Below are 20,502 nucleotides of genomic sequence, written 5' to 3' on the forward strand. Positions count from 1 at the left end.
ATACATGAACGTCCCTTGGCGGGCCGCAAAGGGATCATCATGGGCACGCTCTTGTTGATGCGCAGCCGCTGGCATCGCACACTCCGACCAGGCGGCGAACCGCTACTGCCGAGGTAATCAGCGCATGACCAACACCGCTCTCGACATCACATTGCAGCCCCACGATGTCGCCGCCTATCTCCGGCGTCACCCGGAGTTCCTGGCCGATTACCCCGAACTGGCGGCGCAGCTCACCATGCCGCGCGAGCAGGGGCCGGTCGCTTCGCTGGCGACCTATCAATTGCAAAACCTGCGCGACAAGAACGCCGAGCTGGAGCGTCGCCTCACTGAGCTGACGGCGATCGCCGCCGAAAACGAACAGCTGATGCAGCGCGTCCACGATCTCAACGTCGCCGCGCTACGCGCCAGTACACCGGCGGCGGCCGCTCGTGACGTGATCACCAAGCTCGGTGAAGATTTCCATACCGATCACGTGCGCCTGCTGCTGTTCGGCCAGCACCTGTTATTGCCGCCGAGCGACTGGCTGGTGCAGGAACCGGGTGGCCGCGCCGCGTTGCCGGAGTTCGCGGATTTTCTCGCCCACCACGAGCCGGTCTCAGGCCGCTTGTCGGCCGAGCGCCTGCACCGCTTGTTTGGCGATCGCGCCCAGGATATCCGCTCCGCCGCCGTGGTGCCGCTGGGCGAGTTGGGCCTGATGGCCATCGGCAGCCGCGATCCCGACCATTTCCAGCCCGGCATGGGCACGCTGTTCCTGAAAATGATCGCCGCCACGGTGACCGCCGCGCTCGCTCGCGCCCAAGGCGGCACCTAAGCCGATGGACCCGCGCAGCCAGGTCGACGCATGGCTGGCCCGCCTGGCGGGCGAACGCAAAGCATCGCCGCATACCATCGATGGCTACCGGCGCGATCTGGGCAAGCTGTTGCGTTATATGGAAACCCAGCATCTGACCGGCTTCGACGCGCTCGATAGCAATCGCATGCGCAGCTTCGTGGCAGCAGAGCATCGCGGCGGCCTATCGCCGAAAAGCCTGCAACGGCTGCTCTCATCCTGCCGCAGCCTGTTTCGCCAACTCAGCCGCGAGGGTTTGTTGAACCACGACCCAGTGGCTGGCGTGCGTGGCCCGAAAGTGCATCGCAAGCTGCCGCAAGTGCTCGATGTGGATGAAGCAACCGTGCTCATCGAGGCCGATAGCGGCGCATTGAACGTGCGCGATCGCGCCATGCTCGAACTGTTTTATTCCTCCGGCCTGCGCTTGTCCGAGCTGATCGGGCTGCGCTGGATCGACCTGGATCTGGATGGCGGCGAAGTACGCGTGCTGGGCAAGGGCAACAAGACCCGCGTCGTGCCGGTCGGCCGTCACGCCGTCACCGCCTTGCGTGCCTTGGGCGAGGCCGAGGGCAGGGCGCCTGAATCGCCGGTTTTCCGCGGCCGCGGCGGTGCACCAATCAGCCCGCGCACCGTGCAGATGCGCTTGAAGATGCTGGCCTTGCAACAGAACTTTGCCAAGCGCGTGCACCCGCATTTGCTGCGGCACACCTTTGCCAGCCACATGCTGGAGTCTTCCGGCGACTTGCGCGCGGTGCAAGAACTGCTCGGCCACGCCGATATCGCCACCACCCAGATCTACACCCATCTCGACTTTCAGCATCTGGCCAAGGTCTACGACGCAGCCCATCCTCGGGCCCGCAAGCGCTGATATTCCGCTAGCCCGGCGCGGCTCAACAACCAAGCGGCGGGCTGCCAGGTGCTGAATGGGCCGCCGGTCATGGCGCCCCGGGGCATTCAGCGGTGGCGCATATTGAACGCTGCGGTCAGCACCCCCACCTACTTCGTTCAAGACTTTGCGGAGCCTCTCCATGGAATCGTTTCACGCCACCACCATCATCTCCGTGCGCCGTAACGGCCGCATCGTGATCGGCGGCGACGGCCAGGTCACCCTCGGCAATACGGTGATGAAGGCCAATGCACGCAAAATCCGCCGCCTCGGCAAAGGCGATGTACTGGCCGGCTTTGCTGGAGCCACCGCTGATGCATTCACGCTGTTCGAGCTGTTTGAAGAAAAGCTGATCAAGCACAGCGGCAACCTCACCCGCGCCGCGGTGGAGATGGCGAAGGAATGGCGCACCGATCGCCGCCTCGGCCGTCTCGAAGCGATGCTGGCGGTGGCCGACAAAGACGCTTCGCTGCTGATCTCCGGCAATGGCGACGTACTGGAGCCCGAGAATGGGCTGATCGCCATCGGTTCCGGCGGCCCGTTTGCGCAGTCCGCCGCACTGGCGCTGTTGGAAAACACCGAGATGGATGCGCGGCAAATCGTCGAGCGCGCGCTGAAGATCGCTGGCGACATCTGCATCTACACCAATCACAACACCACGATCGAAGAACTTTGAGCGGCAATGGAGCGCGCTGAAAACAGCCCGCACTTCGTTTCCAGTTCCCCGTTTATCTGAGCGCAGCGAATTCTCATGTCCGAACTCACTCCCCGCGAAATCGTCAACGAACTCGATCACTACATCATCGGTCAGCACGATGCCAAACGCGCCGTAGCCATCGCGCTGCGCAATCGCTGGCGTCGCATGCAACTGGAGCCGGGCATGCGCGAAGAGGTAACGCCGAAAAATATCTTGATGATCGGCCCCACCGGCGTTGGCAAAACCGAAATCGCCCGCCGCCTGGCGACCTTGGCCAATGCGCCGTTCGTGAAAGTGGAAGCGACCAAGTTCACCGAGGTCGGCTACGTCGGCAAAGATGTCGAGTCGATCATCCGCGACCTGGCCGATGTTTCATACAAGCTCACCCGCGATCAGGCGATCAAGCGCGTGCGCTCCCAGGCTGAGGACCGCGCGGAAGACCGCATCCTCGATGCCTTGCTGCCACGCCGCCAGGCTCCGAGCGACTGGAGCCACGACCCGGCCCCGGCCAGCGACAACGACACTCGCCAGAAACTGCGCAAGCAACTGCGCGAAGGGGCCTTGGACGAGCGCGAGATCGAACTGGATTTCGCCATGAACGTGGGCGTGGACATCATGTCGCCACCCGGCATGGAAGAAATGGGCCAGCAGTTGCGGCAAATGTTCCAGAACCTGGGCAGCTCCAAGTCGCAAAAGCGCACCCTGGCGATCAAGATCGCCCGCCCGCTGTTGATCGATGAAGAAGCCGGTAAGCTGCTCAATGACGAGGAGATCCGCGCGCAAGCGGTGTTCGTCGCCGAGCAGAACGGCATCGTCTTTATCGATGAGATCGACAAGATCGCCCAACGCTCCGAATGGGGCGGCGCCGGGGTCAGCCGCGAAGGTGTGCAGCGCGACCTGCTGCCGCTGGTCGAAGGCTCCACTGTGTCGACCAAATACGGCCCGATCAAGACCGACCACATGCTGTTTATCGCCTCGGGCGCGTTCTCGCTGGCCAAGCCTTCGGACCTGATCCCCGAGCTGCAAGGACGCCTGCCGATCCGGGTCGAGCTATCGGCGTTAAGCATCGATGACTTCAAACGCATTCTGCGCGAACCGCACAGCGCACTGACCAAGCAATACGTCGCACTGCTTAATACCGAAGGCGTCAACCTGGAGTTCTCCGATAGCGGCGTCGACCGGCTGGCCGAGGTGGCTTTTCAGGTCAATGAGCGTACCGAGAACATCGGCGCCCGCCGCCTGCACACCGTCATGGAGCGCCTGCTGGAGAAAATCTCCTTCGAAGCTGCAGACAAGTCCGGCGAAAAATACCTGATTGACGCCGATTATGTCGATAAAAACCTGGGTGGCCTGGTTAAGGACGAGGATCTCAGCCGTTACATCCTGTAAACATGGGGAAAGGCCCCAGCAGCTAAAATTAGGGGCATATGGGCAAGATCATTGAACTAAAAACCACCGGTCAGCGGGCACAGTTGCGTGAAGCGCAACAGCAGCATCAGCTGATCCGGTTATGGCGCGGCGAACTCGAACACGGCAGCTTCTGCGGTTATGTCGGCGGGGTTGGCCGTGAATTTTTCCTGCTCTGGGTGATCGGTGATGGCATTACATACGACGGTATGTATGTGATGCGTCATCGCGACGTATCCGAACTGGAAGCACCCGACAAGCATCACGTGTTTTTCGAAAAAGCGCTCACGCTCAAGAATCTTTTGCCGCACCCGCCGCAAGGCTTTCCGCTGGATGACATCCGTGAAGTCGTGCAGGCCGCCGGCTTACAGGCCCCGGTGATCGGCGTGCATGTGGATAGCGAAGAGGAGGCCGAGGTTTGCTATATCGGCCGACTCATCAATGTCGAGGAAGAAGGCTTCAACATGCAGGAGATCAGCCCGGACGCGGAATGGCTGCGTGAAGCGTCGTTCTTTTCCTGGGATGAGGTCTCCACCATCAGCATCGAAGACGGTTATGCGCAGTCGCTGCTGGCAGTAGCCGGAGAACCGCCGCCGCTCGAACAAGGCGATACCGGCGTGGGCCGCGCAACGGAGTAAGGTGCTCCATCACGCGTGGCTCGACAGCCCGCAGCCATCGACAAGGGTCAGCTCATGCACGGTATCCGAGGTTGTCATCTCATCCGCTGGGCCATGCCGTTGCTGTTGGTGCTGCCTGCCATCTCGGCATGCGCTCAAGACGGAAGCCCGCCCATGCCATCGACCCCACCCCGTGCCAATCAGAGCCAGCAAGGCGCTCGGTTGATCGTTACCTACCAAGATGCCCCCGACTCCGATGCCGCCAAGGCGGCCAATCGGACGGTGGGCGCGCGTATGTTGCGGCCGGTCAGCGGCGGTCATGCCGCGGTGGTGGAATTGCCGCCCGGCATCACCGCCGAGTCCGCCATGGCTAAGCTCAAGGCCCAACCCGGCGTGGTCTATGTGGAACTCGACAGCATGCTGCAAGCCGACCCGCTTCGCGGTCCGCGCATCGGTGACTGAAACGTCCCGCCTTCAGCCTCTCCACCGGGCCTCTCCATAAAGCATGAAGCCCCTCTTGAGGGGCTTCATGCTTTATCTCACTGATATCTCACTGACCCGGCGCGCCCTTGACCTGCTGCTCGAAGAAATCGGCAATCAGGTGATATACGTGGGTGCGCTGCCCGGGCAGGTTCAGCCCGTGCTTGGCGCCGGGATACGCCATGAATTGAAACTGGGTACCGCGCTTCTGCAGTTCCGCCATCAATTTGGTCGAGTTGAGGAACAGCACATTGTCATCGGCCATGCCATGCACCAGGTACAACTTGGCGGTGAGCCCATCGAGCCAGGCCAGCGGTGAGCTGCGGGTATAGCCGGCCTCGTTATCCTGCGGCCGGCCCAGATAACGCTCGGTGTAGAAAGTGTCGTAGAGCCGCCAGTCGGTCACCGGCGCCACGGCCACACCACCAGCGAGCTCGTCCGACGCCTTGGACAACATCATGGTGGTCATATAGCCACCGTAGCTCCAGCCAAATACGCCGATGCGCTTGCCATCCACCCAGGGCTGCGACTTCAGCCAGTGAATACCGGCGAGCTGGTCTTCGACTTCCACCGCACCCAGCTGCTGATAGATCGCATCTTCGAACTGACGGCCGCGCCGCGCCATGCCGCGATTGTCCAGGGTGAAGACCACAAAACCCTGGGCTGCCATGTACTGATTGAAGTAATCGCCCCAGGTATCGGTCACCAGCTGTGCATGGGGACCGCCATAAAACGTATTGAACACCGGGTATTTCTTGTTGGGATCGAAACCCAGCGGCTTGTACACGCGGTAATACAAGGTTTGCCCATCGGCGCTTTTCAACGTGCCGAATTCTGGCTTGATCAAGCTGTCGCGATACGCCCAGAACGGATGTTTTTCATTGAGCGGGTTCTGCTCGATCCAGCTGACGAAACTACCGTCCGGCTTGTGCACGCTCACTTGCGGTGGCGTTTCGGTATTGGAGTAGTTATCGAGATAGAAACCCGCGTCGCTGGCGAAAGAGGCCATGTGACTGCCACGGCCCTGACTGACTCGCACCGGTGCATTCGCTGTGCTGCCGTCGAGCTTGAGCGCATAGACCTGCCGATCCGGCGCAAAATCACGGTTGGAACTGACGTAAACCGTACCGCTGTGTTCATCCAGCGCCAGCAGTCCGTCCAGCTGCCACTCCCCGGCACTCACCGCGTGCTTGAGCTTGCCATCGAGGCCGTACAAATACAGATGGTGATAACCGCTGCGCTCGCTGCCCCAGAGAAAGCTCTTGCCGTCTTTGAGAAAGGTCAGATCGTCGTTGAGGTTGATCCAGGTATGGCTGGTCTCGGTAACCAGCGTGCGCTGCGCCAGCGTCTTCGCATCCACCAGCTTCAGCTCCAACTGCTGCTGATTGCGCGGCATCCACTGGTAGCTGAGATGCTTGGCATCGGGCAGCCACTTCACCCGGTTCAAGTAAATGTCGGCATCTTTGCCCAGATCGATCCAGCGAGCCTGGCCACCGCTGGGAGCGATCAGGCCTAGCTTGATCGCCACATTGGGGTCACCCGCCGCCGGATAGCGCTGGTCGATCACTTCGGTACGGTCGGCGTAGACCTCGGTGCGCTTGGTGACCGGCACCTTCGCCTCGTCGTAGCGCTCGAACGCGATGGCGCTGTCGTCCGGCGCCCACCAATAGCCTTGGCTGCGATCCATTTCTTCCTGTGCGACAAACTCGGCCTCACCGTTATGCACGGTGCCGCCGCCATCATGGGTGAGCTGGCGCGCATTGCCGCTGCTCAGATCGATCACCCACAGGTTTTGGTCGCGCAGATACGAAACGTAATGCCCCTTGGGCGAGATTTTCGGATCGAGCACGTCGCCGCCGGTATCGAGTACGCGCGGCGCGGGCTTTTCAGCGGCCAGGTCATACAGATAAAGCTTGCCGCCGATCGGAAACAGCAGTTGCTTGCCGTCAGGCGACCACTGGTAACTCAAGATGCCGCGAAACCCAGCGGTGCGGGCACGTTCACGGCGCGCTTTCTCCGCATCGGAAAGCGCTTCGCCGCGAGGCTCCAGCTTCTTCGAATCGACCAGCAAACGGGTGCTGTTGTCTTTGAGATGGTATTCCCACAAGTCCAGCTGAAACTGGTCGTCGGGCTTGGCGCGCAAAAAGCTTACCCGCGTGCCATCGGGCGAGATCCGCAATTCACGCGGCGCCGGGCCGGCCAGGCTGCCGCCGTCAAAAATCCGTTCGATGGTGAGTTTTTCGGCCATGGTGGGCAAGGTGGCTGTCATCAGGACAGCAAAGAGAAGAGCGCGCATCGGCAGCATCCCGTACGAATGTGCTGGCATTAAAGCGTGCCGAGTTGACGAACGCCAGCATGAAGCTGCTGCTGCGAACGCGTGGAGACCCCACCACGCGTCCTTCACAACAGGCTTTTTTCGCTACTTTTTGGCTCCCTGTCCAAACAGCAGCTTGCGCGCCCCTTCGTCTTTAGTCAGATCCAGATTGCCCTTGATCGTATCGGCAAGCGCATAAGCGCGCTCAGTTGCCGGACGTGCACGGATCGCTTCGAACCAAGCTTTGAGATGCGGAAAATCATCCAACGACATACCTTGTACTTCATGCGGCACGATCCATGGATACGCGGCCATATCGGCAATGGAATAGTCCTTGCCGACGATAAAGGCGCGGCCCGCCAGGCGCTTGTTCAACACGCCATATAGGCGCCGAGTTTCATTGACATAGCGATCGATCGCGTAGGGGATTTTCTCGGGCGCATAGCGATTGAAGTGATGGTTTTGCCCCAGCATTGGACCAAGACCACCGACTTGCCAGTACAGCCATTCCAGCACCCGATAACGATCGCGCGGCTCCACCGGCAGAAAACGCCCGCACTTGTCCGCGAGGTACTGCAAAATCGCCCCCGACTCGAACACGCTCAACGGGCCACCGCCATCCGCCGGTGCGGTGTCGACTATGGCCGGCATGCGGTTGTTCGGCGAAATCGCCAGAAAAGCCGGCTCGAACTGCTCGCCCTTGCCAATGTTCACCGGCTTGATCGTATACGGCAGACCTGCCTCTTCCAGAAACATCGTGATCTTGTGGCCATTCGGTGTGGGCCAATAATGCAACTCGATCATCAGCGGATACTCCTAAGCAGGGACCAATCGTTGGTTACTCGGGGCCCTCGGCCAGGCTTTCAAGTGCAGCGACCGCAGTTGACCCTGCGACAAAACACGGTTCAGGCGTTTTTTCGCGCTGAGCTGACCTCTGCCGTTATGCTTTTCGATCGCCAGTGACACAGCAAATGGGATAAACGCATGACGCATATCGTGGTGGTCGGCAGCATCAATATGGATCTGGTGACCTTGTCGCCGCGCTTCGTCGGCCCCGGCGAAACCATTCTGGGCGAGGGCTTTTTGACCACCCATGGCGGCAAAGGCGCCAACCAGGCGGTAGCCGCCGCCCGTCTCGGCGCCGAAGTCACCCTGATCGGCGCGCTCGGCGACGATGCCTTCGGCCAGCAATTGCATGATGGCCTGGCTAGTGAAGGCATTGCACTGGAGCATGTGCAACGGGTGGCGAACTGCGCCAGCGGTACCGCCTCGATCACCGTCGCTGAAGGCGAGAACCAAATCATCATCGTGCCTGCTGCCAACTGGCACGTCTCGCCCGCACAGCTCGCCCAGGCTGAAGCCAAGATCGCCAGCGCCGATGCCTTGCTAGTGCAGATGGAGATTCCGCTGGAGACGGTGGAGGCCACCTTGCGACTGGGCCATCGTCTTGGCGTACCGGTGATTCTCAACCCCGCACCGGCCCAGCCGTTGCAGCTGGAGTGGCTGAAACTCGCACGCTACGTCACCCCCAACCAACACGAGCTGGCGATCTTGCTCGGTGCCGATAGCCAGCAGGATTTTCGCGAACTGATGCGTCGCGCCCCCTGCCCGGTAGTGCTTACCCGAGGCGCCGAGGGTGCCTGGTTCGGCGACAACAGCGAGCCCACGCACCAGCCCAGCTTCAAGGTCGAGGTCGTCGATAGCACCGGCGCAGGCGACACCTTCAACGCCGCACTTGCGGTCTTTCTGCACGAAGGCCTGCCCAGCGCCGTACGCAAAGCTTGCGCCGCGGCGGCACTTTCGGTGACCAAGCTCGGGGCTCGCGGTGGCATGCCTTATCGACGCGATGTAGAAGCTTTGCTCGCACGCACAGCCTAAGAGAGCTGCAAGAGACGCGGTGCATACCTGTGCACCGCGCATCAACCGACTGTGACGCCGATCAATCCAGCGTAATGACCACTTTGCCGAAATGCCCGGCCGCTTCGAGATAGGCATAGGCCGCCACGGCTTGTTCAAACGGAAACAGCTTATCGACTACCGGGTGGATCGCATGGATCTCGACGAAGCGCACCAGGTCTTCGGCCATGCTGCGGCTACCGACAAAGATCCCGCTCAGGTGTTTGGCGCCGGTAATCAAGGCAAACGGATTGAACTCACCGCCAAAACCGCTGACGCCACCGATGATGGCGATGCTGCCACCCATGCGGGTTGCTGCCATCGAACGCGCCAAGGTGCCTTGGCCACCGACTTCCAGCACCAGATTGACGCCTTCGCCACCGGTTTGGCGCAATACCTCTTCCTGCCATTCGGGTTGTTCGACATAGTTGATCGTGGCCGAGGCACCAAGGGCGCGCGCACGTTCAAGCTTGGCGGCACTGGACGAGGTGATGATGGTGCGCAGACCGGCTGCCTTGGCCAACTGCAAGGCCCAGATCGATACACCGCCGGTACCCAGCATCAGCACGCTGTCGCCAGGCTTCAGCGCGCCCTCGACAAACAGGCTGTTCCACGCAGTCACCCCGGCGCAAGGCAAGGTTGCGGCCTCGGCAAAACTCAGATGCGCAGGCATGGCCGAGAGCGCGTCTTCGGGCAATAAAACCTCTTGCGCCAACATGCCATCGGCCTCGGCACCGAGCGCCCCCGACGTTTTGGCGCGGGTAGGCTGCCCGTCGATCCAATGTGGGAAGAACGAACTGATGACGCGATCGCCGGGACGAAAACGGGTGACCGCCGCCCCCACCGCAACGACTTCACCAGCACCGTCCGAGGTCGGTACCAACGGCTTGTCGCTGCCTACAGGGTAGCTGCCACGCGTCACCATCAGGTCGCGATAGTTCAACGAAACCGCACGCACTTTGACGCGCACTTCGTGAGCTGCAGGCGGCGGTAAGTCACGCTCAAACAGCTCGATAGCCTCAGGGTGGCGCCCGGGGTAAACACGATAGGCCTGCATAAAACGTCTCCGTAGGGGGAGCACAGGCCGGGGCGACCACGTCACCAAAGCTGCACTCGATCAAAGGTAGGCATACGATATAGGCGACGTAATGGCTCCATTGAAGCCATTTGCTAACTTCTATGTAGCTGTGGAGGAATCAATGGGATTTACCAGTGAACGCCTAAGCGGTGTCGAGGCCTTTGTGCAGGCGGTAGATGCCGGCAACTTCGCGCTGGCCGCCGAGCGCCTCCGGCTCACTCGCTCGGCGGTGGGCAAAAGCATTGCGCGGCTTGAGCAGCGCCTGGGCACGCGGCTGTTTCATCGCACCACTCGCCGGCAAAGCCTGACCGAGGCGGGGCAGGCGTACTACGAACGTTGCGTACGCGCCCTGGCCGAACTCGAAGCGGCCGAAGCGGTACTCGACAGCGGCCAGCGCGAACCCAGCGGAAGACTGCGCGTCAGCATGCCCATGCTGTTTGGACGTCACTGCGTCGTCCCCGTGCTGCAACGCCTCGCGCAACAGTATCCGCGGCTGGAATTGGATCTGTCGTTCAACGATCGGGTGGTCGATCTGGTCGACGAAGGTTTCGACCTCGGCATTCGTATCGGCCCGCTTGCCGACAGTGCCAGCCTGGCTGCGCGGCGTTTGGGCATCCAACACATGGGCATTGGCGCCGCACCGAGCTATCTCGCCAAACACGGATGGCCAAGCAACGTCGAGGAGATGGCCGGACACAGCGGCATCCTGTACTCACGCGCAGGACACACCGTGCCCTGGCGCGTACATGACCGACAGGGAAACCTCTGCGATGCTCGCATCGAGATACGCTTGCGCCTTGACGATCTGCAAGCCATTGCCGACGTCGCAGTCGACGGTGCCGGGCTGGCGTGGCTGCCCTGCTGGCTGCTCAGCCGTTATCTGCAAGCGGGTGAGCTTGCCCTAGTGATGAGCCATGAACACGTACAAGGCAGCGATATTCACGCGGTATGGCCACATACACGTTATTTGCCAAGCAAAACTCGCGCAGCGATCGATGCCTTGGTGCGCGAGATTCCAGCCATGATCAGCCGCCCGTTAAGCGATCAGAGTTGCTCCTCAACACCGGCGCCGTGATCAGAAACGCCAGATCAGAAAGCTCATGTATTCGAGGCTGCTGCTCGATTGCACGAGGGGGCTTTTCTTTGCGTCGCCCATCAGTTGCTTGGCCGAGACCATGCCCATGACCGACCAATGCTCACTCAACTTCACGGTGGCGGTGACATCGACCTGACCGGACTTGAAACCCGCCTGCGGCTGATAAGCCTTGAAACCACTGCGCGCCGATTGCACGGCAGTCACACCAAAAAACGTTTGCAGGTACTTACTGTCGGTCCATACCAGGGATGGCGTCACCAGCACGGTCAGGCGTGGCGTACGTACGATGCCGATAGCCGCACCGATCGTTGCCTGATTGCCGCGGTTGCCATCAGTACCGCCGAAGCCGTGCTGTACACGGATATAGGGCGAGAACTCGGGTGAATTCCAACCCATCAGCAAACCTGCTTCAGGCGACCCTTTAATCCTGCCCATGCCACGCAGATAGGTGCTGCCGAGATAGCGATAATCACGCTCTTGATCATCGCGACGGCCGGGACTGTAGGTCGCGAAAACGCCTGCGTTAAAGCCGCCACCCTGGATAGGAATCCAGCTCACGCCCTGACCATCGAGAATGAAATCGCCGGCAGCCGTAGGCATCTTCAAGGTAAATAGCGGGGCGCCCATGACGCGCGAGTCCTTGCTGCCTTCATAATCGCGCACCACGGCCGCGCCTACCCCCAGCGTGCCGGTAATTTCCGCATGTGCGGTGGCGGCGGCCCCGCTGCTAAGTAGCAGCACCAAGGCCAGCGAATAAGAGATATGCATGATGACGCTCCGATGTGGGTAAGGGGAGCTTCGGCATTCTTGTCAGAAACGCTTAAGAGCGAATTAAGGTGCTCAGCACCGGAATGCATTGAAATACCGCTTGGCGGGTTGCCGATTGGGCACGCGCGATGGAGAACAAAATGCGTGTGATGTTGCTTGAAGATGACTTGCAATTGGGCAAAGCGCTGCTGCTGTCGCTCGAACGCGGCGGTTTTATCGTTCGCTGGTTGCGCCGTATTGCCGAGGCGCGCGCCGAATTGCTGGCTGCCGATTTCGATGCTGTCGTACTGGATATGGAACTGCCCGATGGCTTGGGTTACGACGTGCTGAACTGGATGCGCCAACGCAATGACCGTACCCCGGTATTGTTTCTGACCGTGCGTGACGCAGTGAGCGAACGCGTCCGCGCGCTCGACGGCGGCGCCGATGACTATGTCACCAAGCCATTCTCGGTCGATGAGTTGCTATCGCGCCTGCGTGCCTTGATCCGCCGCAGTGTCGGACAAGCCGCCGCGATCTGGGAGGCGGGCAGGGTGCGCATTGATATCGGCCGGCGCGAAGTACTGCTCGACGGTATCTTGCTTGAAGTCTCGCCGCGCGAATTCTCGGTACTCGCCGAGCTGGTCAAACACGCCGGCCACGTGGTGCCGAGAGTGCGCCTTGAAGGCGCGGCGTTTCGCTCACCGGGGTCGATCGAAAGCAATGCGCTTGAAGTACATGTGCACAATCTGCGTCGCAAGCTTGGCGCGGAGATGATTCAGACGGTGCGTGGCATCGGCTATCGGATCGTGTCATGAGCCTGCGATCCAGATTTCCCCGGCTACGCAGTCTCTCGCTGACCAGGCCATCGTTGACCCGGCGCATGCTGGCAGTGCAATTGCTCGCCTGCACGGTGGTTTTCATCGCGCTGGAAGTCGTCACCAATTTCGTACTGATGCCGATTGCCAGCGATGCATTCGACCAGCAACTGCGTAATTACGCTCAATCCTTGCTCGAAGTATCCGATCCGGCTTCCCTGGCGGCACCCCTGACCCACGCGATGGGGCGGCAGATCTCCTCGGATATGGAAATACCCGCCGGCAGCAGCGCGCTGCGCTATGAAGTGCGCGATGCCCAGCAACGCTTGCTTGCCTCTTCGCCGCTATTGCCGCAATCAGGCATCAAGGGTTTGCGGGTATACCGGGCCCGCGATGCCCATAGCGGCAGAGAAGTGGCGGTCGCTGGCGACGATAGCTGGATCAGGATGTTCTGGCATATCCAATCGCGCCGACAGACCCGCTTGCTGGCGATTGGTACGGCGGTGTTGATCGTGCCACCGATATTTTTCCTGACCTTTTTGCTGGCACGCTTCAGCCTGTCTCCGTTACGCGATCTGGGCCGCATGATCGGTAATCGCTCAGCCGACAACCTCGATGCCATCGTGGCAACGCCTGCCTACCCAGAGATCGCTCCTCTGCTGCACGAATTGAACCGGCTGCTGGAAAAGCTGCGCGGCGTCCAGGCTATCGAGCGACAGTTCTTTGCCGACGCCGCACACGGGCTGCTGACCCCCATCGCGGTTATCCAGACCCAGGCACACCTGCTCGCCACAGCGGCAGGCGAGTCGGACAAACAGACTGCCAAACAAGATCTGCACGGCGGCCTGGAGCGCGTCAGCGCCATGATCCGCCAGTTGCTGACCATCTCACGGGTGAGTTCGCAAGGGCTCAAACTTCAGCTGCGCACACTGGATCTGTCGGCATGGCTGGAAGAACGTGTCGGCCAGCTGGCACCGCGCGCCTTGGACAAGCGCATCGACATCGGCCTGGAAACGCGCGGCCCATGCCTATGGGCTTTCGATCCAGATACCTTGGCCTCAGCCATCGACAACCTGCTGGATAACGCCATCCGCTATGTGCCCAGCGGCGGCCGTATCAAGGTCACACTGCGGGCTTATCGAGACGCCATCTGGCTGATCGTTGCCGATGATGGTCCAGGCATACCCGACTCGCATATGGCGCGGATATTCGAACGTTTCTATCGCGTACCCGACAGCGAGCAGCCAGGCAGTGGCCTGGGTCTGGCCATCGCCCAGCAAATTGTCCGACTGCATGGTGGCGAACTCAGCCTGGGCCCTGGCCTGGATGAGCGCGGCCTGGCCGTGCGGATCAGGCTAGAGCCGTCGCTTAGCGCCGGCAGTCACCGCATCAGTCACTGACTATGGCCAACCAGTGATCTGCTTTCTCTTCGCGGAAGTCGATCTCCACCGGTAGAAACTTTTCGATCAGCGCCGCATTGGTACGTGCATGCTCAGTCGGAGCCAGCGTGCTGAATTCGCCACCACCGGCCAACGCCAGCGGCAATAGCAACTGGTCAGCCAGATGCGCGCCCACCGCCACATCGGCCGCAAGGTAGGCGCGGGCTTCGTTACACACCAACTCGGCGACGCGCTCGGCGCTTACACGCTTTTCACCGAAGGCGGTAAATATTTCGCACACCTGCTCAGACTCCACTTTCACCATGAGTGCGTTGCCTGGACCGCTTACCGGTCGCGCTTGCCGATGATGCAGCTGATCCGCGTTTAATCGCAGATAGCGTTGCACCGAAGCAAGCTCGCGCTCGGCTACCAAGCCGGGAATGGCTGAAATCAGAGCCGTGGCGGAAACCCGTTTTAACTCACCGCGTTGACGCAGGGTCAGTGGCTGAAGTTGTTTGGACGGCTGAACCGTAACGTTCAGTTCGCCGCCGCCAGCCGGATAAAAGCCATGGCGCTCCAGCCGGATCTCTGCCTGCAAACCCCTGCGCTGCATCAGCGGCGAAAAACTCTCGATAAGAAAGTCCGCGCACGGCGCCTGTGGATTGTGAGTGCCGCCCTCCAGGCGAATAGTCGATGGCAGATCGGCTTTCCACAGCACCGGCAGTATGGTTTGTAGCACCAGGGTGGTAGAGCCCGCCGTGCCGATCGGCCAATGAAAATTGCCACCGCGCAACACACGCGGCTCAAAGCGAAGCGTGCCTGAACCGGCTTCAGCGCCTTGCACTTGGGCATCGCCCACCTGCCGTGCAGCCTCGATCGCGGTCAGATGCTGACGCATCAAACCCGGCCGGCTACGCCGCCCGCGGATATCAGTCATAAGAAAGGACTCGCCCGTATACAGGCTCAAAGCCAGCGCTGTTCGCAGTAACTGGCCACCACCTTGCAGTCCATCGATTTCTATCATTGCCATTCCATGTTTATTGCAGCTTTTCATGCAGTGGCGCGGGCTTACGCCCGCACCACTCAACCTTTGACACAAACCACTTGACGCAGGGTATGCACGATTTCAACCAGATCATTCTGCGCCGCCATCACTGCATCGATCGACTTGTAGGCGGCCGGTGATTCATCGATCACATCTGCATCCTTGCGACATTCGACATGCGCCGTGGCCTTAAGATGATCGTCCAGCGAAATACGCCTCTTCGCCTCGGTACGGCTCATCACACGACCCGCGCCGTGACTACAGCTATGAAAGCTCTCGCTATTGCCCAGACCGCGCACGATGAAGCTCTTGGCGCCCATGCTGCCCGGAATAATGCCCAGCTCACCGAGCTTTGCACTGACCGCGCCCTTACGGGTCACCATCACGTTCTTGCCATAGTGATGCTCACGGCTCACGTAATTGTGATGGCAATTCACCGCCTCGGCCCAGGCATCGAACGGCTTGGCAATGACTTTCTTCGCCGCCTCGATCACATGCGCCATCATGATGGCGCGATTGCTGCGCGCGAAACGTTGTGCCCAGTCCACCGCAAAGACGTAGTCGACGAAATGCTCGCTGCCCTCGGGTAAATACGCCAGATCCTGGTCGGGCAAGTTGATCATCCAACGACGCATATCTTGCTTGGCCAGCTCAATGAAGTGAGTGCCGATCGCGTTGCCGACGCCGCGGGAGCCCGAGTGCAGCATGAACCACACGCGCTGCTCCTCATCCAGGCAGACTTCGACAAAGTGATTGCCGGTACCCAGCGTACCCAGATGGTTCAGATGATTCGTCCGCGCCAATTTCGGGTGCTTTGCGGTGATTCGCGCAAAGCCCTCATGCAGCCCAGACCATCCCTCCAGGGTCGCCGCCGGCGGGTTTTGCCACGCGCCTTTATCACGACCATGACCGCGGCCCACCGTGCGGCCGTGCGGCACTGCGTGCTCGATCGCCGAACGCAACTCGGCCAGGTTATCCGGCAGATCGCTGGCGGTCAGCGTGGTGCGGGTGGCAATCATGCCGCAACCAATATCCACGCCCACCGCCGCCGGCACAATCGCTCCTACCGTCGGCACCACTGAGCCCACCGTCGCACCTTTACCAAGATGCACATCGGGCATCACCGCGACCCAGCCGTGAATAAACGGCAGCTTGGCGATATTGAGCAATTGCTTGCGCGCCTCGTCCTCCAGCGGCACGCCACGCGTCCACAGCTTGATCGGCACCGCGCCCGGCTCGTTGATGACCTCATACGACGTCGTTGTCACAACACGTTCTCCATGCAACAGACTCCTGGTCTGTTCTTTTCACAAATTGATCGGCGACAAGGTTTGGCGAAACATTTGCTCTACCAGACTGAGCTACAGCGCGAACGCTGGCGGGAGTCGAACCCGCGACACAGTAGTTCCACCGGCATTCGCCGAAACTCAAAAACTTATAACGTCTAAAAAGATGCAGCGACAAAGGTGACGAACCATCCCGCTCTATCCACTGAGCTACGGCGCCACAGTATCGGCACCGGCGGGAATCGAACCCGCGACCTGGAGCGTTTGAGGCTAGTAGGTCCGTCGGCATTCGCTGCCGAAAACTCGATACAACCATACAAAGTGCAGCGACAAGAGTGATGAAACATACCTGCAATGCAGGTCGGGATTCGAACCCATCGCCCGGAGGCTTACCTGTAGTTCCATCGGCATTCGCTGCCAAATCAATCTTTCGTCATGATGCCTAGCCGGTGGAAAGCGACAAATCTCTCGAAAGGCTGCCGGAGTCGAACCGGCGGGGACCAAGTAGCCCTTCGTGGCATTCGTTTTCCTCCCCGGCCCCGGCAGGCCCATTCCTGCCGAGGTAGACACTTACAATTCAATCGCCTCGATGCGCTCGATCCAGCGGCGGGTATCGCTACCCTGGGCGACATCGGCCAGCAGCTCAAATACGGCATCGCTGAAGCCCCCCACGTGAAGCACATCCGCCGACTCCACCGTTTGACTGCTCGCATCCGGCTGCAAATCAATGCAAACCATCTTGGCCTGCGGGTTACGCAACTTCAGCTCGGCCCACTGACGCATGGTTTCGCTGCTTTTGCCGTGACGCGTATCGACCCAGCTTTGGTTATCCGATACCAGTACCAACAGATCGACCTTCGCCCGCTCGCAGTTGAGCAAGGCCAATGGCGCACTCACACAGGTACCACCACCGACCATGCGCGCCAGTTGCTGGGCCTGCGTCATCACGCTGTCGCGCGCATTCAAACGCAGCTCTCGCACTGTCTCGGCAAAGGGAATCACCCGAGCCTTGGCATTGGCGCGCTTGATACACGCGGCGATCAGCGCAGCCACTTCCACACAGGTCACCACGCTAGTGGCGCCAGGGCGAAAACCGGTGACCGGCGATTGCATGGAACCGGATACATCCATCGCTACCACCACCTCGCCGTTAATCGCCGGCACGGCGCTGGTGGCGATTTCCATTGCATCCTGCAATGCCTCGGCAATTGGCTCCGGCATCATCTTTGCCGCCGCCCGGTACGCGGTCATCAACTGATACGGAAACACCCGCGCCTTGCGAATCGCCTGCGGATCACGCAAGCGGTTCGCTAGCATGGACACCATCGCCGCGTCATCGAATACACCCTTGCGAGCAAACGTATTCAAGTTCATCCGGGTGGCCTGCCAGGAAGCCCGCGCGGCAATGCTCTTCCAATGCACGGCGGTCAGCGGCAGGGCGGTGAGGTACTGGAATGACAGTTCTGGTACCTCATGACCCGGCGCGCGCTTGAACGCCTCGTACTGCTGCACCAGCACCGGCAATGCCGTTGCGTTATGTGGCTTATCGATCAACCAGGCATACAGCGCCTCGCGCTCCATATCCTGCGGATGCGGGTGCACCATCCGGATTACATCCGCCAGCGACGGCTTTTCGCCGACCGCCGCCGCCACGATCTGTTCTGCCGACGCCGCGTCCAGCCACTGCTGCACCAATCGCTTCGGCCGTGTGCCAAGCGACTTGCGACCCACCACGCCACTGCGCAGCATCTGCACGAAATTGCGCAACATGCGGCCGTTGTCGATCACCCGGGCGAACACCTTCGCCAACAACTCACCATCACGGGTCGCCAAATGGGCAAGCAGCAAGGCAGGCATGTCTTTCATATAAGCGCGCTGCCGCGCATAAATCGCAGTGCGTGCAATGAAAGCCGGCGCCACCTGGTCACACATCGCCAGTACCTGGGCCAACTGCGTCTCGGCGTCGCTGTAATAAGTGCCGTTGAGGCAACCGGTTGCCGCATAGAGCGCAAGCGCGGCCTCCGGCTGACGCTGATATGCGCGGCCACCTGCCTCGTTGATGGCGTTGGCTGGCGGAGTCATCCGACCGCGCGAGCTGGCAAAGAGTTGTTGGTTAGCCACGATGTTTCTCCTTGGGATGGTTTCCTTAGAGCAGGCTTCGTGCCAACCGCTGACGTTATCCATCAAGTTATTGATATACAAGACATATATTCTATTCTCGCTATTTCCTGGGTCACATCATTATTCGATTTATAGATAAAAAGATATCGATATTTATCTTATAGTATCGCCATGAAACGCAAAGTCGTGATCGGATTCCTCGGCACCCAGCTCGACGCAGGCGAAGGCCCGGGTCGCTGGGAAAAATGGCGCCCCACCGTGTCGCTGGGTATGCAGGAAGACTTTCTGGTCAGCCGCATCGAGCTGCTGGTCGATGAGCGGAGCTATCGCAGATTGGCTGATCAGGTGCGCGCCGACCTGGGCCAGGTATCGCCGGAAACCCAGGTACGCACGCACGACACCTATCTGGCCGATCCATGGGACTTCGAATCGATGTATTCGGTGCTGCATGATTTTGCACGCCGATATCCCTTCGATACCGAGACTGAGGACTACTACGTCCACATCACCACCGGCACCCATGTCGCGCAGATCTGCCTGTTTTTGCTCACCGAAAATCGACGCTTGCCGGCGCAGTTGCTGCAAGCCGCGCCACCGCGCAAGCAACGCCAAGCAGACAATGGCGGCACGCTCAGCATCATCGACCTGGACCTGTCTCGTTATGACCGCATCGCCCAGCGCTTCGAAAGCGAGCAGCAAGATGACCGCACCCATCTGAAGAGCGGCATCGCAACGCGCAACGCCGCATTCAACCGCATGATCGAACAGATCGAAACAGTGGGCAGCCGCTCGCCCGCACCGATCCTGCTGATGGGCCCGACGGGTGCTGGCAAGAGTCAACTGGCGCGGCGCCTGTTTGAATTGAAGAAAGCACGGCACGAACTGACCGGACGCTTCGTCGAAGTGAACTGCGCCACGCTGCGCGGCGATGGCGCGATGAGCAGCTTGTTTGGTCATGTAAAGGGGGCCTACACCGGGGCTATCAACGAACGCCCCGGCCTGCTGCGCAGCGCGCATAAAGGCCTGCTATTTCTCGATGAAATCGGCGAGCTCGGCGCCGACGAACAGGCGATGTTGTTGCGCGCGCTGGAGGATCGGCGTTTTCTACCGGTGGGCAGCGATAAGGAAGTCGAAAGCGATTTCCAGCTGATTGCCGGTACCAATCGCGACCTGGGCCAGCGCGTGACCGAAGGCCGCTTTCGCGACGACCTCTATGCACGCCTGAACATCTGGAGTTTCCACCTGCCCAGCCTCGCCGAGCGCATCGAGGATATCGAGCCCAATCTCGACTACGAACTGGAGCGTCACGCACAACAGGTCAATCGAAGGGTCACCTTCAATCGCGAGGCGCGGGCTCGCTACCTGAGTTTTGCCACCAGCCCGCAGGCTCTGTGGCAAGGCAACTTTCGCGACCTCGGCGCGTCCGTCACCCGCATGGCTACCCTGGCCCCTGCCGGACGCATCACCACGGAAACCGTCGAGGAAGAACTGATGCGCCTGCGCCGGCTTTGGCGTCAGGATGCCGGCGACGATGTACTGGCCGAGATACTCGGCGAGCGCATGCAGGAGGTCGACCTGTTCGATCAGCTACAGCTGCGCGAAGTCATTCGCGTATGCCGCCGCAGCCGCTCGCTCTCCGAAGCCGGACGCACCTTGTTCGCAACCTCGCGGGCAAAGCGCTCAACCACCAACGACGCCGATCGACTGCGCAAGTATCTGGCGCGATTCGAACTCAACTGGGATGCAGTGATAGGCTCGGCCAATCACTGAACCATGACGTCGTGACGGTCGCCCAGGCACCGCCCG

18 protein-coding genes are annotated in these 20,502 nt (G+C 60.6%); 11 read left to right on the top strand and 7 right to left on the bottom strand.

Annotated features, from left to right (window positions below):
- The first annotated feature begins 124 nt into the window (after nt 1–124).
- From OUZ52_RS05230 to OUZ52_RS05255, 6 genes are all read left to right on the top strand, one after another.
- Entirely contained in the window at nt 125–811 is a 687-nt protein-coding gene (locus OUZ52_RS05230; RefSeq protein WP_266157270.1) for a DUF484 family protein, read from the top strand.
- Nucleotides 812–815: 4 nt separating this feature from the next.
- A complete protein-coding gene (gene xerC, locus OUZ52_RS05235) occupies nt 816–1,697 on the top strand; it encodes a tyrosine recombinase XerC (protein ID WP_266157271.1) in 882 nt (293 codons plus the stop codon).
- A gap of 160 nt (nt 1,698–1,857) precedes the next feature.
- On the top strand, nt 1,858–2,391 hold the full coding sequence (gene hslV / locus OUZ52_RS05240; protein WP_266157272.1) for an ATP-dependent protease subunit HslV: 534 nt from the start codon (nt 1,858–1,860) through the stop codon (nt 2,389–2,391).
- A gap of 75 nt (nt 2,392–2,466) precedes the next feature.
- On the top strand, nt 2,467–3,801 hold the full coding sequence (gene hslU, locus OUZ52_RS05245; RefSeq protein WP_266157273.1) for an ATP-dependent protease ATPase subunit HslU: 1,335 nt from the start codon (nt 2,467–2,469) through the stop codon (nt 3,799–3,801).
- Between the two features lie 38 nt (nt 3,802–3,839).
- The gene (locus OUZ52_RS05250; protein WP_266157274.1) at nt 3,840–4,457 is read left to right on the top strand and encodes a hypothetical protein; all 618 of its coding nucleotides are present in this window, start codon (nt 3,840–3,842) and stop codon (nt 4,455–4,457) included.
- 153 nt (nt 4,458–4,610) lie between these two features.
- On the top strand, nt 4,611–4,898 hold the full coding sequence (locus OUZ52_RS05255) for a S8 family serine peptidase (RefSeq protein ID WP_266157275.1): 288 nt from the start codon (nt 4,611–4,613) through the stop codon (nt 4,896–4,898).
- A gap of 88 nt (nt 4,899–4,986) precedes the next feature.
- Here OUZ52_RS05255 and OUZ52_RS05260 read toward each other — a convergent pair whose 3' ends face one another.
- Complete coding sequence (locus OUZ52_RS05260) at nt 4,987–7,212, bottom strand: S9 family peptidase (protein WP_266157276.1); 2,226 nt, start codon at nt 7,210–7,212, stop codon at nt 4,987–4,989.
- Between the two features lie 123 nt (nt 7,213–7,335).
- Nucleotides 7,336–8,034 (bottom strand): glutathione binding-like protein, encoded by a 699-nt coding sequence (locus OUZ52_RS05265; protein WP_266157277.1) that lies wholly within the window; start codon nt 8,032–8,034, stop codon nt 7,336–7,338.
- A gap of 180 nt (nt 8,035–8,214) precedes the next feature.
- Between OUZ52_RS05265 and rbsK the strand changes: the two genes are divergently transcribed.
- Nucleotides 8,215–9,108, top strand: coding sequence for a ribokinase (gene rbsK, locus OUZ52_RS05270; protein ID WP_266157278.1), 894 nt, complete (start codon nt 8,215–8,217; stop codon nt 9,106–9,108).
- 61 nt (nt 9,109–9,169) lie between these two features.
- On the opposite strand, the gene OUZ52_RS05275 is transcribed toward rbsK, so the two are convergent.
- Complete coding sequence (locus OUZ52_RS05275; RefSeq protein ID WP_266157279.1) at nt 9,170–10,183, bottom strand: zinc-dependent alcohol dehydrogenase family protein; 1,014 nt, start codon at nt 10,181–10,183, stop codon at nt 9,170–9,172.
- 142 nt (nt 10,184–10,325) lie between these two features.
- Here OUZ52_RS05275 and OUZ52_RS05280 point away from each other — a divergent pair, with 142 nt between their 5' ends.
- On the top strand, nt 10,326–11,279 hold the full coding sequence (locus OUZ52_RS05280; protein WP_266157280.1) for a LysR family transcriptional regulator: 954 nt from the start codon (nt 10,326–10,328) through the stop codon (nt 11,277–11,279).
- Here the strand turns inward: OUZ52_RS05280 and OUZ52_RS05285 are convergent, their stop codons facing one another.
- Complete coding sequence (locus OUZ52_RS05285) at nt 11,280–12,068, bottom strand: MipA/OmpV family protein (protein WP_266157281.1); 789 nt, start codon at nt 12,066–12,068, stop codon at nt 11,280–11,282.
- Between the two features lie 140 nt (nt 12,069–12,208).
- On the opposite strand from OUZ52_RS05285, the gene OUZ52_RS05290 reads away from it, so the two are divergent.
- Together OUZ52_RS05290 and OUZ52_RS05295 are read left to right on the top strand one after the other, a co-directional pair.
- The gene (locus OUZ52_RS05290) at nt 12,209–12,865 is read left to right on the top strand and encodes a response regulator (protein WP_266157282.1); all 657 of its coding nucleotides are present in this window, start codon (nt 12,209–12,211) and stop codon (nt 12,863–12,865) included.
- Nucleotides 12,862–14,265 (top strand): sensor histidine kinase, encoded by a 1,404-nt coding sequence (locus tag OUZ52_RS05295; protein ID WP_266157283.1) that lies wholly within the window; start codon nt 12,862–12,864, stop codon nt 14,263–14,265. The genes OUZ52_RS05290 and OUZ52_RS05295 overlap by 4 nt, the downstream gene beginning before the upstream one ends.
- Here the strand turns inward: OUZ52_RS05295 and rtcA are convergent.
- The 3 genes from rtcA to OUZ52_RS05310 all read right to left on the bottom strand — a co-directional run bounded on the left by rtcA (nt 14,255) and on the right by OUZ52_RS05310 (nt 18,696).
- A complete protein-coding gene (gene rtcA / locus OUZ52_RS05300) occupies nt 14,255–15,298 on the bottom strand; it encodes an RNA 3'-terminal phosphate cyclase (RefSeq protein ID WP_323135316.1) in 1,044 nt (347 codons plus the stop codon). The genes OUZ52_RS05295 and rtcA overlap by 11 nt on opposite strands.
- Nucleotides 15,299–15,327: 29 nt before the next feature.
- Complete coding sequence (locus OUZ52_RS05305) at nt 15,328–16,557, bottom strand: RtcB family protein (protein WP_266157285.1); 1,230 nt, start codon at nt 16,555–16,557, stop codon at nt 15,328–15,330.
- A 588-nt stretch (nt 16,558–17,145) separates the two neighbouring features.
- Entirely contained in the window at nt 17,146–18,696 is a 1,551-nt protein-coding gene (locus OUZ52_RS05310; RefSeq protein ID WP_266157286.1) for an RNA-binding protein, read from the bottom strand.
- A gap of 171 nt (nt 18,697–18,867) precedes the next feature.
- On the opposite strand from OUZ52_RS05310, the gene rtcR reads away from it, so the two are divergent.
- The gene (gene rtcR / locus OUZ52_RS05315; protein ID WP_266157287.1) at nt 18,868–20,466 is read left to right on the top strand and encodes an RNA repair transcriptional activator RtcR; all 1,599 of its coding nucleotides are present in this window, start codon (nt 18,868–18,870) and stop codon (nt 20,464–20,466) included.
- Nucleotides 20,467–20,502: the final 36 nt, after the last annotated feature.

Origin of the sequence: Dyella silvatica (assembly GCF_026283955.1) — a bacterium.
Taxonomy (GTDB): Bacteria; Pseudomonadota; Gammaproteobacteria; order Xanthomonadales; family Rhodanobacteraceae; genus Dyella_C; species Dyella_C silvatica.

What these genes read in the sequence shown, in the direction of transcription:
- OUZ52_RS05230 (WP_266157270.1), top strand. Translation starts at nt 125, where the DNA reads ATGACCAACACCGCTCTCGACATCACATTGCAGCCCCACGATGTCGCC.
- xerC (WP_266157271.1), top strand. Translation starts at nt 816, where the DNA reads ATGGACCCGCGCAGCCAGGTCGACGCATGGCTGGCCCGCCTGGCGGGC.
- hslV (WP_266157272.1), top strand. Translation starts at nt 1,858, where the DNA reads ATGGAATCGTTTCACGCCACCACCATCATCTCCGTGCGCCGTAACGGC.
- hslU (WP_266157273.1), top strand. Translation starts at nt 2,467, where the DNA reads ATGTCCGAACTCACTCCCCGCGAAATCGTCAACGAACTCGATCACTAC.
- OUZ52_RS05250 (WP_266157274.1), top strand. Translation starts at nt 3,840, where the DNA reads ATGGGCAAGATCATTGAACTAAAAACCACCGGTCAGCGGGCACAGTTG.
- OUZ52_RS05255 (WP_266157275.1), top strand. Translation starts at nt 4,611, where the DNA reads ATGCCATCGACCCCACCCCGTGCCAATCAGAGCCAGCAAGGCGCTCGG.
- OUZ52_RS05260 (WP_266157276.1), bottom strand. Translation starts at nt 7,212, where the DNA reads ATGCGCGCTCTTCTCTTTGCTGTCCTGATGACAGCCACCTTGCCCACC.
- OUZ52_RS05265 (WP_266157277.1), bottom strand. Translation starts at nt 8,034, where the DNA reads ATGATCGAGTTGCATTATTGGCCCACACCGAATGGCCACAAGATCACG.
- rbsK (WP_266157278.1), top strand. Translation starts at nt 8,215, where the DNA reads ATGACGCATATCGTGGTGGTCGGCAGCATCAATATGGATCTGGTGACC.
- OUZ52_RS05275 (WP_266157279.1), bottom strand. Translation starts at nt 10,183, where the DNA reads ATGCAGGCCTATCGTGTTTACCCCGGGCGCCACCCTGAGGCTATCGAG.
- OUZ52_RS05280 (WP_266157280.1), top strand. Translation starts at nt 10,326, where the DNA reads ATGGGATTTACCAGTGAACGCCTAAGCGGTGTCGAGGCCTTTGTGCAG.
- OUZ52_RS05285 (WP_266157281.1), bottom strand. Translation starts at nt 12,068, where the DNA reads ATGCATATCTCTTATTCGCTGGCCTTGGTGCTGCTACTTAGCAGCGGG.
- OUZ52_RS05290 (WP_266157282.1), top strand. Translation starts at nt 12,209, where the DNA reads ATGCGTGTGATGTTGCTTGAAGATGACTTGCAATTGGGCAAAGCGCTG.
- OUZ52_RS05295 (WP_266157283.1), top strand. Translation starts at nt 12,862, where the DNA reads ATGAGCCTGCGATCCAGATTTCCCCGGCTACGCAGTCTCTCGCTGACC.
- rtcA (WP_323135316.1), bottom strand. Translation starts at nt 15,298, where the DNA reads ATGAAAAGCTGCAATAAACATGGAATGGCAATGATAGAAATCGATGGA.
- rtcR (WP_266157287.1), top strand. Translation starts at nt 18,868, where the DNA reads ATGAAACGCAAAGTCGTGATCGGATTCCTCGGCACCCAGCTCGACGCA.